The sequence below is a fragment of the Shinella sp. HZN7 genome (assembly GCF_001652565.1).
Classification (GTDB): domain Bacteria; phylum Pseudomonadota; class Alphaproteobacteria; order Rhizobiales; family Rhizobiaceae; genus Shinella; species Shinella granuli.
Map to the genome: position 1 here is coordinate 2,656,196 of NZ_CP015736.1, position 13,877 is coordinate 2,670,072.

At 60.2% G+C, this 13,877-nt stretch carries 12 protein-coding genes and 1 pseudogene; 6 read left to right on the forward strand and 7 right to left on the reverse strand.

Features of this window, described 5'->3' with window-relative positions; all coding sequences use genetic code 11:
- The first annotated feature begins 8 nt into the window (after positions 1 to 8).
- Together shn_RS12770 and shn_RS12775 are read left to right on the forward strand one after the other, a co-directional pair.
- On the forward strand, positions 9 to 1,391 hold the full coding sequence (locus tag shn_RS12770; protein ID WP_064330741.1) for an ATP-binding protein: 1,383 nt from the start codon (positions 9 to 11) through the stop codon (positions 1,389 to 1,391).
- 76 nt (positions 1,392 to 1,467) lie between these two features.
- On the forward strand, positions 1,468 to 2,052 hold the full coding sequence (locus shn_RS12775; protein ID WP_064330742.1) for a DUF1349 domain-containing protein: 585 nt from the start codon (positions 1,468 to 1,470) through the stop codon (positions 2,050 to 2,052).
- A 151-nt stretch (positions 2,053 to 2,203) separates the two neighbouring features.
- On the opposite strand, the gene shn_RS35800 is transcribed toward shn_RS12775, so the two are convergent.
- The 3 genes and pseudogenes from shn_RS35800 to shn_RS35810 all read right to left on the reverse strand — a co-directional run bounded on the left by shn_RS35800 (position 2,204) and on the right by shn_RS35810 (position 5,232).
- Entirely contained in the window at positions 2,204 to 2,818 is a 615-nt protein-coding gene (locus shn_RS35800; protein WP_145925916.1) for a hypothetical protein, read from the reverse strand.
- Positions 2,819 to 2,880: 62 nt separating this feature from the next.
- A pseudogene (locus shn_RS35805) lies at positions 2,881 to 3,638 on the reverse strand (IS5 family transposase).
- On the reverse strand, positions 3,568 to 5,232 hold the full coding sequence (locus shn_RS35810) for a hypothetical protein (RefSeq protein ID WP_145925917.1): 1,665 nt from the start codon (positions 5,230 to 5,232) through the stop codon (positions 3,568 to 3,570). Before shn_RS35810 ends, shn_RS35805 begins: the two are co-directional and overlap by 71 nt.
- Before the next feature lie 19 nt (positions 5,233 to 5,251).
- Here shn_RS35810 and shn_RS12800 point away from each other — a divergent pair, with 19 nt between their 5' ends.
- Complete coding sequence (locus shn_RS12800; RefSeq protein ID WP_064332381.1) at positions 5,252 to 6,463, forward strand: IS256 family transposase; 1,212 nt, start codon at positions 5,252 to 5,254, stop codon at positions 6,461 to 6,463.
- Between the two features lie 52 nt (positions 6,464 to 6,515).
- On the opposite strand, the gene shn_RS35005 is transcribed toward shn_RS12800, so the two are convergent.
- The 4 genes from shn_RS35005 to shn_RS12815 all read right to left on the reverse strand — a co-directional run bounded on the left by shn_RS35005 (position 6,516) and on the right by shn_RS12815 (position 10,958).
- A complete protein-coding gene (locus tag shn_RS35005) occupies positions 6,516 to 8,276 on the reverse strand; it encodes a hypothetical protein (RefSeq protein ID WP_206362173.1) in 1,761 nt (586 codons plus the stop codon).
- A 120-nt stretch (positions 8,277 to 8,396) separates the two neighbouring features.
- A protein-coding gene (locus shn_RS12805) for an IS3 family transposase (RefSeq protein ID WP_145925869.1) occupies positions 8,397 to 9,616 on the reverse strand; the annotation gives its coding sequence in 2 pieces (ribosomal slippage) (positions 8,397 to 9,280 and positions 9,280 to 9,616; 1,221 coding nt in all).
- Positions 9,617 to 9,751: 135 nt separating this feature from the next.
- Entirely contained in the window at positions 9,752 to 10,039 is a 288-nt protein-coding gene (locus shn_RS35815) for a hypothetical protein (protein ID WP_145925918.1), read from the reverse strand.
- Positions 10,040 to 10,481: 442 nt separating this feature from the next.
- The gene (locus shn_RS12815; RefSeq protein WP_064330745.1) at positions 10,482 to 10,958 is read right to left on the reverse strand and encodes a helix-turn-helix domain-containing protein; all 477 of its coding nucleotides are present in this window, start codon (positions 10,956 to 10,958) and stop codon (positions 10,482 to 10,484) included.
- A 75-nt stretch (positions 10,959 to 11,033) separates the two neighbouring features.
- On the opposite strand from shn_RS12815, the gene shn_RS12820 reads away from it, so the two are divergent.
- The 3 genes from shn_RS12820 to shn_RS12830 all read left to right on the forward strand — a co-directional run bounded on the left by shn_RS12820 (position 11,034) and on the right by shn_RS12830 (position 13,874).
- Positions 11,034 to 12,368: a YbfB/YjiJ family MFS transporter gene (locus shn_RS12820; protein WP_245337288.1), complete on the forward strand. Its 1,335-nt coding sequence runs from the start codon at positions 11,034 to 11,036 to the stop codon at positions 12,366 to 12,368.
- A 20-nt stretch (positions 12,369 to 12,388) separates the two neighbouring features.
- Positions 12,389 to 13,321 (forward strand): LysR family transcriptional regulator, encoded by a 933-nt coding sequence (locus shn_RS12825; RefSeq protein WP_371328562.1) that lies wholly within the window; start codon positions 12,389 to 12,391, stop codon positions 13,319 to 13,321.
- A gap of 319 nt (positions 13,322 to 13,640) precedes the next feature.
- Positions 13,641 to 13,874, forward strand: coding sequence for a hypothetical protein (locus tag shn_RS12830; protein ID WP_064330747.1), 234 nt, complete (start codon positions 13,641 to 13,643; stop codon positions 13,872 to 13,874).
- The last annotated feature ends 3 nt before the right edge of the window (positions 13,875 to 13,877 follow it).

Consider the following 13,877-nt stretch of genomic DNA (forward strand, 5'->3'; position numbering starts at 1 on the left):
CCGCTCCCATGACCACGTTCGAGACCTTCAAGCGGGATATCGAGCGCGCGCCGGTGGCCGGCTGGAAGCGCCTTGCCCGCTGGCTGCGCCGGCAGATGCCGACGGGTCTCTATGCCCGCTCGCTGCTCATCATCATCATCCCGATGGTGCTGCTCCAGTCGGTCGTCGCCTTCGTCTTCATGGAGCGCCACTGGCAGCTCGTCACCCAGCGCCTTTCGACGGCCGTCACCCGCGACATCGCCGCCATCATCGATCTCATCGACACCTATCCGCAGGATGCCAACTATTCCGAGATCACGCGCATCGCGCGCGAGCGGCTGGAGCTCAACATCGCCATCGAGCCGGGCACGGAACTGCCCGCCCCGCGCAGCAAGCCCTTCTTCAACATCCTCGACGAGATCCTGAGCGAGGAAATCGTGCGGCAGATCCGCCGTCCGTTCTGGATCGATACGGTCGGCGAAAGCAACCTCGTCGAAATCCGCATCCTGCTCGACAACAAGATCCTGCGCGTCTATGCGCGGCGCAACCAGGCCTATGCCTCGAACACGCATATCTTCCTGCTCTGGATGGTCGGCACCTCGCTGGTGCTGATCACCATCTCGATCCTCTTCCTGCGCGGCCAGATCCGGCCGATCCTGGCGCTGGCGCAGGCGGCGGAGAGCTTCGGCAAGGGCCAGAAGATGCCCGAGGACTTCGCGCCGCGCGGAGCGGACGAGGTGCGCCGCGCCGGCCTTGCCTTCATCCTCATGCGCGAGCGCATCGAGCGGCAGATGGAGCAGCGCACGGCCATGCTGACCGGCGTCAGCCACGACCTGCGTACCATCCTCACCCGCTTCAAGCTGCAGCTCGCGCTTGCCGGCGACAATCCCGACCTGCAGGGCCTCAACAAGGATGTTGCGGACATGCAGACCATGCTCGAAGGATACCTCTCCTTCGCGCGCGGCGACGTGGAGGAGGACGTCGGCCGGCTGCGGCTCACCGACCTCTTCGACAAGTTCGCCATGGAAGCGGAGTTGCACGAACGCGCCTTCTCCAGCGAGATCGACGGCGAGGACGAGGTCATGGTGCGGCCGAACGCCTTCAGCCGCCTCGTCGGAAACCTCGTCTCCAATTCCATGCGCTATGCCAAGACCGTGCATGTCGAGGCGCGCCACCGCTCCAAATGGCTGACCATCACCGTCGACGACGACGGCCCCGGCATTCCCGAACGCTCGCGCGACGATGTCTTCAAGCCCTTCTTCCGGCTCGACGAGGCGCGCAATCTCGATGCATCGGGCACCGGCCTCGGCCTTGCCATCGCCCGCGACATCGCCCGCAGCCACGGCGGCAATGTCACGCTGTCGGACAGCCCGATGGGCGGCCTTCGCGCGACGATCCGCATTCCCGCATAGGGCATTTCCAGCGGAGGTGACGCCGCTTCAGCGCCGAACAATGCGGTAAGAACAGGAACCGAGAAGAGCCAAGCCTATGAGCATATCCACTTTCGACGGCCTGACCTGGCTCAACCCGCCGGCCGAAAGCGCGATCCGCGACGGCCGCCTCCACGTCCGCACCGGTCTTGAGAGCGATTTCTGGCAGCGCACCTACTACGGCTTCCAGCCGGACAGCGGCCATTTCCTGCACCGCCCCTGGACCGGCGACTTCACGCTGGAGACGGCCTTTTCCGGCCGCTACGAGACGCTCTACGACCAGGCCGGCCTGATGATCCGCCACGACGAGACGACCTGGATGAAATGCGGCATCGAGTTTACCGATGGCGCGAAACATTTCAGCGTGGTGGTGACGCGCGGCCATTCCGACTGGTCCGCCTTCCGCATCGATCACGACTTCAAGGCGATGTCCGTGCGCGTGACGCGCAACGCCGACGCACTTTTCATTCAGTACAAGACGGATGCCATGACCGAATGGCGCATGGCGCGCCTTGCCTATTTCCCGCCGGAGCTTTCGGACCTTTCGGTCGGCCTGATGGCCTGCTCGCCGCAGCGCGAGGGCTTCGAGGCGGAATTCACGGAATTCCGGCTGGGCCCGCCCCTGTCGCGGGACATCCACTAGGTCGGAGGCTGCCGCTTAGGGTTCCGGCCTGTCCTGGGCCAAGTCTCCGAACCGCCCGCTAGACCAAAGGCCTCCAGCCTCTCCTCCGTCATGCTCGGGCAGGTTTTGACCGAGATAGACATTTGTTGGAGGTGGAGATTTGAAGCCTCATTTATGGATGCCAACGCTCTCCTACCGCCGCCCGCTCGTCCTCGCGGCGAGCGTCCCATTCGTAGCCTTTGGCAATCGAGATGAGCTGTACTGAAACACGCGGATGAGAGTTCCCGTATCGTGCAGCAAGTTCGCGATATCGCCCCGCTAGTTTTCGCTCCTGCTCTCCGCCGTCATATGGCCCGCGAGTCGTAACACCACGCGCATTCCGAACGCCCAGATCAAACTTCTCGCGAAGCCCGCCGTTTTCAGCGCGATCCAAGAAATCCAGTATCGTTAGCGGCAGCCAGTCCTCCCAAGGACGACGGCGCGCAAAGCGTGCTAAGAGAGCGCCGAAATGTGTTTCGGCCACTTCTTTGCGATCTGCTGCAGTTGCTTGTCGCATGGCCTCTTCAGCCCACGCTATGAAATCCTTCTCAATAACATCCCCATCTTTGCTCAGTCCGGGAAGTTTGTTCCACGCCGCAAGCGCATGATATGCAAGTTCGGCTAGGAACTTCTGGCGCTCTGGCGGCACCTCCTGCTGCCCTGGATCGTCTCTTCCGTCTCTACGACGGTAGTGCCAACAAAGCAGTTGGACAAACAGAGATGGATCGCGGGCCAGTTCCCTATGCATCGCAAGGGTTCTTTTATGGTGGCGATGCCCATAGCTGCAAAGAAGCGGAACGAAGGGGAGTTCTAGGTCCTGTTGACAAAGTATGGCAGCCATATCTTTGCGGCTGCCAGGGCGAGGAATGCCGAGAAGGATTTTCGTGTCTTGTCGTATCGGGTCGCGACGCGCCGGAACTGCTTGAGACGGTTGAACATCCGCTCGATGCGGTTTCGATCTTTGTAAACCCGAAAGTCGCAGGCAGGCGGGTTCTTTCGGTTGGTTTTTGGCGGAATGACCGGCCTGATACCGTGGATCAGGAGTTCTTCACGCAGGAAGTCACCGTCGTAGCCTTTGTCGGCGAGGAACAACCTCGGCTTGCCGACCGGTATCGCCAGCAAGTCAGGAACGGCGTTGTAGTCCGAAGCCTCGCCGCCTGTCAGGACGAAGCCAAGAGGGCGGCCCTGACCGTCTGCTCGGGCGTGGATTTTCGTCGTAAAGCCGCCGCGTGATCGACCAAAAGCCTCCTGATAAGTCCCCCTTTTGCGCCCGCCGCCTGCGAATGGCCGCGAACAGTGGTGCTGTCGATCATGTGCTGCCAGTCATCCGTCAGCCCCAGTTCGACGAGGGTCTCAAGCAGGGCGTCCCAAACGCCTTGTTCGGCCCAACGGCGGAAGCGCACATAGACCGAATTCCACTTTCCGTATCGCTCATGCATGTCGCGCCACGGGCATCCGACCCGAAGGACATGCAGCATACCGTTCAGATATTGCCGATTATCGTGCGACGGTCGGGACTTCCTGCCGCGTTCGGTGGGCAACAACCCCTCGATGATCCGCCATTCCATATCTGTCAGGTCGCCGCGAGCCAAAACTGCCTCCTAAAAAGCAGTCTTGAATCACGCTTCTGCTGATTTGGGAATCCACTTTGTCAACAGGACCTAGCGTTGCAATTCGCTCATCGGAGATGCTGTCAGCTTCATCTAGGAGCTTGAGAACTTCGTCCAATTGATACGCAGATGGCAGCACTCCATCGGGCTCTTGACCGTATGCAATGGCTTGAAGAATCCGCTCCCATTGCCCCGGAGATAGTCTATTTGGCCATAGGCCGGTGGCAGCAAAGGCTGAACGCGGACGCTGCGCATCAAGCAGCGTTCCTATGGCATATTCGATTTCTTCCAATGGTGTGTCGTCCCATATTCTGATCGACACGGTGCTCCAATAGGTGGCAGCGATGTCATTCCCTAGCTCTTCAGCAGTTGTCCAACCTGGGGTGCGGCCAGGAAGATGCTCAGCGAGCCGATGCTGAATGGCGGCATTCTTCAAAGTGCCATTCTTGCGAAGAATAGAAAGGACGGCCCGAAGGTCGTTCCATCCCGCTGTCCAAAGTACCTGTCGAAGGAAAGTGTTGGCCGCTTCGGTTGGTTGATGTTCAAGAGCGCGAGCAATCCATTTGGCTCCAATCTCAGGAGAAGCGTCTGGCGGCACCAACATCTGGGCAACGAGATCGGGCTGCTTGACGTTAAGGCTAAACTCGAAGACTTGGTCCTCTCCCAACTCCTCTCGAATTTCCGTGATGGCCTCTTCACGCTTCTGTCGCACACGAGCTTCCCGCTCCTGCCACGATAGGCGGCCTTCTCCCTCATCTTCAACAAGCGATCGCCATTCGACGTATGCGCTTTCGAACAGCCAGCGATGGCGGGCGGTCGCAGTTACCGGCTCCAGTGCAGTTTCTATCCTACGAAGGGAAACGACCAACTCGTCTCCGTCTTTACCGTCTTGGTAGGCACGCATTACCTCACGACGACGGAAATCGTGGCGGAGTTCTGCCTTCTCTTCCTCCTCAGCATCCACTACCCACCGCTCAATCTCCCCAACCAAGCGGCTCAAATCGTCCGGGTGCAAGCGAGGCGCGATTTCCAGCAGTTTTTCCAGTTCGGCCTTGTTGAAGGGAGCCAAATCTAGCAAAAGGCGACTGGCTTCAATCGCGGCATCCCGCACGTCAATGTTCGTCGGGACAGGCACTTCCTGCTCCAGCGCGCGCCACTGAGGTCTTGCGGGCTTTATGGCGAAGCCTTGGCCTTCGTCCGGAAGCAGCGAGATGCAGACATTAATTGCCGCGCTTCGGAACTGTTTAGCCAAGTTCCGCAACACACGCATTCGCTCCGGAACGCTTAGTGAAGTTGCCGGGAGCCAGGCGCGAAACAGTGAGCGCGCGGTGGATATAGGGGAATTCGACCAATTATCCTTTATGTCAAACCGCTGAAGGTCAAACACAATTCCAGCAGCGCGCGAGAAATACATCGGAGGTAGCGTCCACGTTCGTGGTGTAATTTCGGGGGCGCATTGAGTGGAAATTGCGGTGGAGAATGCGCTGCCGCTTTTGCCGAGCGCCGGGTGGTCACCGGGCCTGTCGGATAAGGTGGAGTTGTTCGACTTCAACCTGCCGAAAGGAACTCCGATGACCGACGATAGATTACCCCTTGCCGAGCTTGCCGCGAAGAGTGGCGACAGCGATTTTCTGCGGGCCATTGCCGAAAGCGTGCTGCAACTGATCATGGAGGCCGACGTGGACGGCCTGATCGGCGCTGGCCGCTATGAGCGGGGCGATGGCCGCCAGACCTGGCGCAACGGCTACCGCGACCGCTCGCTCGACACCCGGCTCGGCACGCTGAACCTGAAGATACCGAAGATGCGGCAAGGGGCCTATTTCCCCGGCTTTCTGGAGCCGAGGAAGATGGTGGAGAAGGCACTGGTGGCCGTGATCCAGGAGGCATGGATCAACGGCGTTTCGACGCGCAAGGTCGATGAGCTGGTGCAGGCGATGGGCATGACGGGGATTTCCAAATCCTCCGTTTCCAAGCTCTGCAAGGACATCGATGAGCGGGTGAACGCCTTCCTCAAGCGCCCGCTTTCGGGCGACTGGCCTTATCTCTGGCTCGACGCGACCTATCTGAAGGTGCGCGAGGGCGGGCGCATCGTCTCGGTGGCGGCGATAATCGCGGTGGCCGTCAATACGGACGGAAAGAGGGAGATCGTCGGCCTGCACATCGGCCCTTCCGAAGCCGAGCCGTTCTGGACGAGCTTCCTGCGCGATCTGGTGCGCCGGGGTCTCACCGGCGTCAAGCTGGTCATCTCCGACGCTCATGAGGGGCTGAAGGCCGCCATCACCCGCATCCTCAGCGCGACATGGCAGAGGTGCCGCGTTCATGCGATGCGCAACGCGCTTGCCTACGTTCCCAAGGGCCAGCACACCATGGTCGCCGCCGCGATCCGGCAGGCTTTCATCCAGCCCGACCACGACAGCGCCGTGCAGACATGGCGGCATGTCGCCGACCAACTCCGCGCCAGATGGCCCAAGCTCGGCACCTTCATGGACAATGCCGAGGCCGATGTGTTGGCCTACATGGCCTTCCCGGCGCAGCACCGTACCAAATTGCATTCCACCAACCCGCTGGAGCGGCTGAACAAGGAAGTGAAGCGTCGCGCCGATGTCGTCGGCATCTTCCCCAACGAGGACAGCATCGTCCGCCTCATCGGCGCGGTCCTGCTCGAAGCCAACGACGAATGGCAACTCCTCAGCCGATACATGCAGGTCGAGGCGATGGCCGAGATAAATCCACCAACAATCGAGGAGGAAACCACACTTCAGATTACACCCAGAGCCGCCTGATCATGACAGCCCGGGGCCACACCCGAAATTACACCATCTTGACGGACGCTATCTACATCGGATGCCAAGCTAGCAGTTCAAGGGCCCAAAGCAGATTGGTGCGAAGGCACTCTCCGCTGCTTTGTCCTCCTGTCGTTCCCATGATTGCGTGGATAGCCGGTTCAGGCCGTCGAAGTTCTTCTTCCAAGCAATCAAGAAACGTATTTGGCGAAGCTTCCGCAAGCGTTCGCAAATGCCCCCGAATTGAAAGCCAGCGCTCCTCATTGGCATTCTGCATAAGGGCACGCACGACCTGACTGGCGCGGTACGCTAAATCTATTTGCAGCCTATTCCCGCAAATTTCCGCCCCATGGATCGCTAAAATACACAGAGTATCGCCAAGCCCTGATAGAAGCGCCCCGGAATAGCTGCGTCCTTTACCCAGAACATTTGCCATCCACCATTGATCTTGGGGTAGATCCAAGGCCGGATCCCGTTCGCCGAGCAATTCGGGCACGAGCTGAAAGAAACGATCCAAATCGGTTCGCTCGATATAAGGCCCTATAGCGAAGAGAGCATCAAGTTGAGAAACAACAACATTGACGTTGCCATATTTCGCGATCGGCGCGTCGTCGAGCGTTAGCAAGGCATCTCGAACGCGTTCTGTTTCGCCATCGGCGAACTCACCGAGAAGCTGGAGGACTGTGTCGTCATGGAAGTGCTCCCGTTCAACCCAAGACCCTGCCGGAGCGAAAGGGAGAAGCTGTTTGGCTGATACCCTATCGCGGGCCCACACTGGGCGCCGCACTTCGGGATCAGGGGAGAGTTGGCGCCTCAGCACAGGAACGGAATGTCCCGTCTTGCGGGCAAGAATCTCTGCCTCATCTTCCGCCAGCCCCATAGCCTCAAGCTCAGAACGAAAGGTTTGGGACGGCACATGAGAAAGCTGCACGGAGTCCTGAACGTCCACGCGACCTCTAGAATATGCCCTAACAATTGTGACATTACGCCTGTCCCCGAAATCGGATTCCTGCCCTTCCGGAACATCTGCTATTGCGATCAAACGGGAAGCACCAGCTGTCGGGATTTTTACTCCGCCGGAGGTCACGACCAATGTACGGTCGAGCAGATCAAGCGCATCTGCTTCGATTAGAGCTGCGACAACAAATGCGATCGCTTCACTTCGATCGTCGGCTTGGACTGGTACGACGTGGTCGCCGTCTCTGAGCTTTTTTAGGAGCGTGTTGGTTTCGTTATACCTCCGAGTGGCGACTAGGCGCATAGATATCGGTGGTACGGAGGCCGTTGACCACTTTCGCCACCACTCTTGAGGCGTCAACAAGCCTGGGCTGGCTATTCCAAGGAGTTCACCCAGCCAGCGAGATGTTGCAGGTGCTTCTTCGAGCCAAGTTTCGAGATCGATAGCATCGTAGGCATGAACTGCCGACCAAAAACCTTCCCGGCGGCGTTCCTCTAGCCATTCATCTTTCGTGTTCCAGCGTCTGGGGGTAACAAAAACAAAACTGCTTTCCTCTAGCTCATCCTGAGAAGTTTCCGCAGTTCGTTTCTTATAATCGCCGTCTGCCTTACCGCGCGGCTCTTGGTTGCATCCCATTTCCCAAACGCTTCGTCCCTGCGGGACCCAAGCTGTCGCATGTTCGGCTTCGCACTGACCATCAAGACCTGGTAGATCGATGGCTTCGTTGCCTGGAAAGCGCAGCGATGACAGAGATGGCGTAGTCTCGCGTATCAGCCGACGGACAAGGAGCGGCAAATTCCTTCTGCACTCGTGGCGATCTGCCCATTGACGAATGGCTGTTTCATCGACCGGCATAAGAATCCTCGGTTCAAACTTTTCTTCGGCACAGATATGCGTTCACATCGCATTTCCTATCGCATATTGAACAACTGCCGAGCGTTCCCCCTGGAGTTGCCCCCAAAAGACCGGACATGCTCAGGTTTGAGATTGCGAGCTGATGAACTCGCGCGGTGATTGATATCCTAAAGCACTGTGCGGGTGAAGATTGTTGTAGTGCTCGAACCAGAGCGGCAGTTGCGCGATGACGGTTTCGGCATCCGGGGTGGGGTTCACCGCGACGTAGTCGCGCTTGAAGGTTTTGACGAAGGCCTCGGCCATGCCGTTCGATTGCGGGCTGCGCACGGGCGTCGTGCACGGCTCCATGCCGATGTCGCGGAGCAAGGATGCGGTATCCCTGGCGACGAAGCACGAACCGTTGTCGGTGAGCCATTCGATGGGCTCGGACAACATGTTGATGCGACCGAAGCGGTTCTCGACGGCGGTGATCACGAGGTCCTGCACGTCCTGGCTCTTGATGCCCTCCGTGGTGGCGACATGGGCGATTGCCTCACGGTCGCAGCAGTCGAGGGCGAAGGCGACACGGACCTTCTCCTTGTTGTCGCAGCCGATCTCGAAGCCGTCCGAGCACCATCGGATGTTGGAGCGTTCGACAGCGACCTGACCATCGTGGCGGCGATCATCGACCGCTCCGGTGTGGCGCACCAGAAGCAGGTTGTGCAGCTTCATGACCCGATAGACGCGCTTGGCGTTGGGCCACGAACGCCCGTCTTTCCGGGCATTCCGGCGCAGGATGGCATGGACCCGCCGATAGCCGTAGGTGGGCATGTCGGCAATGACGGCCCTGATTTCTTCCACCAGCTCCCGATCCGGGAGTGGCGGCCGTCCTCTGGCTCTGGAAGGGGAACCCGTGGCACGCGCAGCGATATTCGAGCGGGCGACACCCAAGGTTTCGCAGATGGTCTTCATTCCAAAATCCCTCTCGGCAGAGAGATCGAGCGCAACATCCGTTTTTTTGGGCCACCGGCGATTTCGAGGGCTTCCTTGAGGATTTCGCTCTCCATCGTCTTCTTGCCCAGCAGGCGTTGCAACTCCTTAACCTGGGCCTGAAGCGCCCGGTATTCGGATGCCGGAACGACCTCCTCTTCGGCGGCCGTCGCCGTCAGTGCTCCCTGGGATGCCAGCTTGCGCCAGGCGAACAACTGGTTCGGCTGGATGCCGTGCCGACGCGCGACGATGCTCACCGTTGCGTCCGCCTCGTAGGTCTCTTGAATGATCGCCAGCTTCTCTGCCGTGCTCCAGCGCCGCCGACGTTCCGGCCCGGAGAGAACTTCCATCTTAAAATTGCTACCAGTCATATTACCAACATTACTCCTACCCACTTAGCTAAGTGGGGGAGCATGTCCGGGCCTTTCGGGGGCTAATTCACCCCCTCCCTTCGTTGCTTTAAAATCTGACACCAACCAAGCACTGTCTCCGTAGCAGCTTGGCGGTCAGCCGACTGCATGTCCGTTGCATCTCAACGGCACGTTGACGTGATTTCCACCATCGTTGACCGTATGTCGCATCGCCAATTTCGATGTGTCGAATGCCACCAGGCCATCATTCCAAGGGCGCATTCCAGCAGCTATCTTGCAGGCCGGCGGTCGTCGTTGTGGGCGTTCGGTGGCGGATTTCTTTGCAGCGTTCATACAGGAGATCGGCGCGTTCAGTGCAAAACCGGGAATTGGCGTTTTGGGCGAAAGGGGGCGAGTTTTTCGGAGGGCAAGATAAAAGAACATGGCACTATGCCGCCCATGTTCTGGAAATTATCTTTGTCTGCACACTGTTTAGGTGGTGCGCGAGCGGTACCCCATTTTTTACCCTCTTAGTGCCGCGATTTCGCGTAAAGCCTTGGCGTTGCTGGTTTTCGGCCGGCACCATGGCCGCCGAACGTGCGATTTTCGGCAGCTTCGGCCGAGACGCGACCATGAGCGGCAGCGGCAAAATTGCTTCTAGCCAGAGCCTAATTTTTCCTGCTCGATACGGGAATGGCGATGTAGTTCGACCGGCAGTTAACCCTCCGGCAAGACGGACGATATTGCACCGACCGACTTTGGCCGGCAGATGCGCGAGGCGATGAACCAGCGCGGCAGATGCTTGCTGTGGATCAGGGAGACGCCAGCGCCTGTCATTAAGCGGCGCGGGGAGATCTTCCTCCGCATCAATTGGTAAATCGCGCAGCTATTCCGGCGTGGCTACTGCGACGATCTCGGTGGGGTCAGCCAGCACTGAACCATCGGCACGCATGAGGCGGGTGGCGACCTCTTGGCCGTCCTGGGTTTGCAGGCGCAATCGCGAGGGGCCACCGGGCAGATGGGCTTCCGACCATTCGCGCAAGGCGACCAGCGCCGGCGTGAGCGCGCGGCCTTTCTCCGTCAGCCCATAGCCGTTGCGTTGCCGCCGGCCCGGCTCCCGGTAGGGTCGCTGTTCGAGGATGCCTTCCACGACCAGCTTTGACAGCCGTTCTGCGAGCACCGAGCGCGGAATGCCGAGATCGTCGTGCATCGCGTCGAACCGCTCTACCCCGCACAACGCCTCGCGAAGAATCAGCAGCGTCCAGCCGTCGCCGATGGCGCGGATGGCCCGCGCGAGCGCGCATTCTGCAAGCGGCACCGGGGCATGGCAGGCGGAAACGATCTTGGAGGCGTGGTCGGTCATGTGATCAGCATAACAGAGTTTGATTTTCATACCCAGAGCGGATAGTCTGAGTATGAAAAATGGACTCAGATTGCAATGACGCATCCGACCATTACGCCCGAGCTGATCGACCATCATCGCCGTCGTGCGCACCGGAGCCGAAACGTAGCGATGCGCCTCGCATTTGCCTGCGCCGTTCACTCCCTCTGGAACCTTTTGCCCCAGCCCCGACGCGACCGCACCGACAGACTGACCAGCCCTGAACCGGAGCACGCCCGCCGCGATATTGCGGTTGTTGCGGCACTGGCGCTCGCGCCTGCAATCGGCCTCGGCGTTGCCCGCTTCGCCTATGCGCTGGTCCTGCCCGACATGCGCGCCGATCTTGGCTGGTCCTATGCGGATGCGGGCTGGATGAACACCACCAATGCCGCCGGCTATTTGCTCGGCGCTTTGGTCGCCGCGCGGGCAATCGCGTCGGTAGGCGCATATCGTGTCATGGTGGCCGGCGCATGGGCCTGCGTCGTGGCGCTTATGCTCTGCGCCCTGTTCCGTCACGCCATACCGCTCAACGCCGCCAGGGTGCTGGCCGGACTTGGCGGCGGCTTCGCCTTCGTGTCGGGCGGCGTGTTGGCTGCCGGCGTGGCGCAGCGCAACCCGGAACGGGCGGCTTTCCTGCTCGGCCTGTTCTATGCGGGACCGGGCCTTGGCATTCTGCTGTCAGGCGTCGCGGTTCCGTTCACCCTCGAATGGTTCGGCGCGGGATCGTGGGGCACGGCATGGGCTGCGCTTGCGGTCCTTTCGCTGCCGCTGGCTGTGGGTTTGCATCTGGCGCGAGGCGAGAACACCGCCGCGCCGCCATCTGCGCAGACGAGTCCGCGTTATGCGGATATGCGCTGGCTTCTCTGCGGCTATCTGTTCTTCGGCGCGGGCTATATCGCCTACATGACTTTCATGATCGCCTGGGTTCAAGGCAGCGGCGGCAGGGTCGGTTTCCAGGCTGTATTTTGGGCGATTATCGGACTGGCGACGATGGCCTCGCCGTGGCTGTGGACGGTGATCCTCAAGCGGTTCCTGCACGGGCACGCCTTTGCAGTCCTGACCGGCATCACCGCCATCGGGGCCATGCTACCGCTCATATCGAATACAGTGCCCATGCTGCTCGCATCGGCGGCATTGTTCGGCAGCGCATTTTTCGCGGTGGTGGCTGCAACGACCGCCTTCGTGAGACGCAACTTCCTGCAAGCGGAATGGGCGTCTGCCATCGGCATTCTCACCGTCGTCTTCGGGATCGGCCAGATGCTCGGGCCGGTCGCTATCGGCTTCGTCAACGATGTGATGCAGAACCTCGAAAGCGGTCTGTGGACGTCCGTGGTGCTGCTGTTTATCGCCGCGATGCTTGGCGCGTTGCAGCGGGATCGTGTGGCGACATGAGACGGCGGCAGGGTAGATTCTTGGATCACGACCAATCATCCAAGCTGTTGGGCGGCCGCGTTCCAATGGCCGCTCTGATACAGACATGCGCTGTCGCCGAACATCTAAACTTCCGTCATGCCGCCAAAGCGCTGGGTGTCAGCCTGTCCAGCGTCAGCGCCCGCGTGAAGACATTGGAGGGGGATCTTGGCGTTCTCCTATTTGAGCGTCACGCGCGAGGCGTCCGGCTTACGGAGGCCGGACGCCAATTTGTCGCGAGCGTATCCGCCGGCATCGACCAACTTGACCACGCCGTGAAGACGGCCGGCGCACTGGCGCGCGGCGAGGAAGGATGTTTGCGGATCGGACTGCATGTGCCGCCCTTGGCTGGATTCCTCGCCGATATGCTTGCCCGCCATCGCGAACAACATCCACGCATCGGCATCGACGTGACCGAAGGCCGATCCGCTGACATCTTGCAATTGGTCCGGCAAGGTCAACTCGACATCGCCTTCGTCATCGGCGCACTGAAGGCCGAGGACTGCCACTCTCGCTTGCTATGGTCGGAGTCGTTGATCGCCGTCATCCCGGTTGACCATCCCCTCGCGGATCGTCCGGTGCTCAAATGGGCAGACCTCGCCGCCGAAACCTTTCTTGTCCGGTATGGCGGAACCGGACCACAGGCGCATGACCATGTGACGCGGCGGATTGCGGAGTTGGGTCATCATCCCCGGATTCTGCGTTGGGATGTGGGTCGTGAGACATTGTTTCACATGGTCGCCAAAGGCTGGGGCGTGACGATCACCACGGAGTCGACGGCATCCGTTCCCGTTTCCGGACTCGTCTTCCGCTCCATCGCTGACGAGCCGGAACGAGCGGAGTTTCATGCCGTATGGTCGCCCTACAACCGCAGTCAGACGCTTCGGAACTTGCTCGACCTCGCAGAGCGGATGAGGCGTAAGTTGGGCCAATGATCTGCGGGAAAGCCTTATTGCTTCTAAGAGGAGGCCGGAGGGCCGTCATCCAGTCAAGGCCAAGCCGCTGCGCGGTGGCGCTACGCGCCAGCCTTGACCGGATGCCGCCGCCCCGGCAGGGGCTTGGGAAGCAGATAAGGCGAGGGGTGAACGCTGGCGCTCCCCTTCCTACAGCAAAAGCGGAGGCGAGGATAAATCGTAACCTGTCCTATTTGCCGCCGATGGCCGCCTATAGCCGCACGGCGTTCGATTTCGTCTTCGGTTCTTCTCTGCGAGCTGCTTCATGCCTGTTTGACTTCAATTGCAAACAGGCGGTTGCATGGAAGACGACACCGAGCCGAGGCCGGAGCGGTTCAGACCGGCCAACGACAATACCGGCCCTCAGGGCGAGCCGGACGCCAAGACGTGGCGCAGGATCGACCACGTAGCCCTAACGCTGGCCCGCATCATTGGCCGCCGCATGGCGCGTGAAGATTTCGAGCGGCTGACCGCCGCAAACGACAACAGGCCCTTGGAAGCCGGCAACACGGAGGACGGGGCCGATACCGATTGAAAG

Bases quoted from the DNA above. Each gene is read 5' to 3' on its own strand.
- shn_RS12775 (WP_064330742.1), top strand. From the start codon at position 1,468: ATGAGCATATCCACTTTCGACGGCCTGACCTGGCTCAACCCGCCGGCC.
- shn_RS35800 (WP_145925916.1), bottom strand. From the start codon at position 2,818: ATGCATAGGGAACTGGCCCGCGATCCATCTCTGTTTGTCCAACTGCTT.
- shn_RS12800 (WP_064332381.1), top strand. From the start codon at position 5,252: ATGACCGACGATAGATTACCCCTTGCCGAGCTTGCCGCGAAGAGTGGC.
- shn_RS35815 (WP_145925918.1), bottom strand. From the start codon at position 10,039: ATGTTCTTTTATCTTGCCCTCCGAAAAACTCGCCCCCTTTCGCCCAAA.
- shn_RS35005 (WP_206362173.1), bottom strand. From the start codon at position 8,276: ATGCCGGTCGATGAAACAGCCATTCGTCAATGGGCAGATCGCCACGAG.
- shn_RS12830 (WP_064330747.1), top strand. From the start codon at position 13,641: ATGGAAGACGACACCGAGCCGAGGCCGGAGCGGTTCAGACCGGCCAAC.
- shn_RS12820 (WP_245337288.1), top strand. From the start codon at position 11,034: ATGACGCATCCGACCATTACGCCCGAGCTGATCGACCATCATCGCCGT.
- shn_RS12770 (WP_064330741.1), top strand. From the start codon at position 9: ATGACCACGTTCGAGACCTTCAAGCGGGATATCGAGCGCGCGCCGGTG.
- shn_RS12815 (WP_064330745.1), bottom strand. From the start codon at position 10,958: ATGACCGACCACGCCTCCAAGATCGTTTCCGCCTGCCATGCCCCGGTG.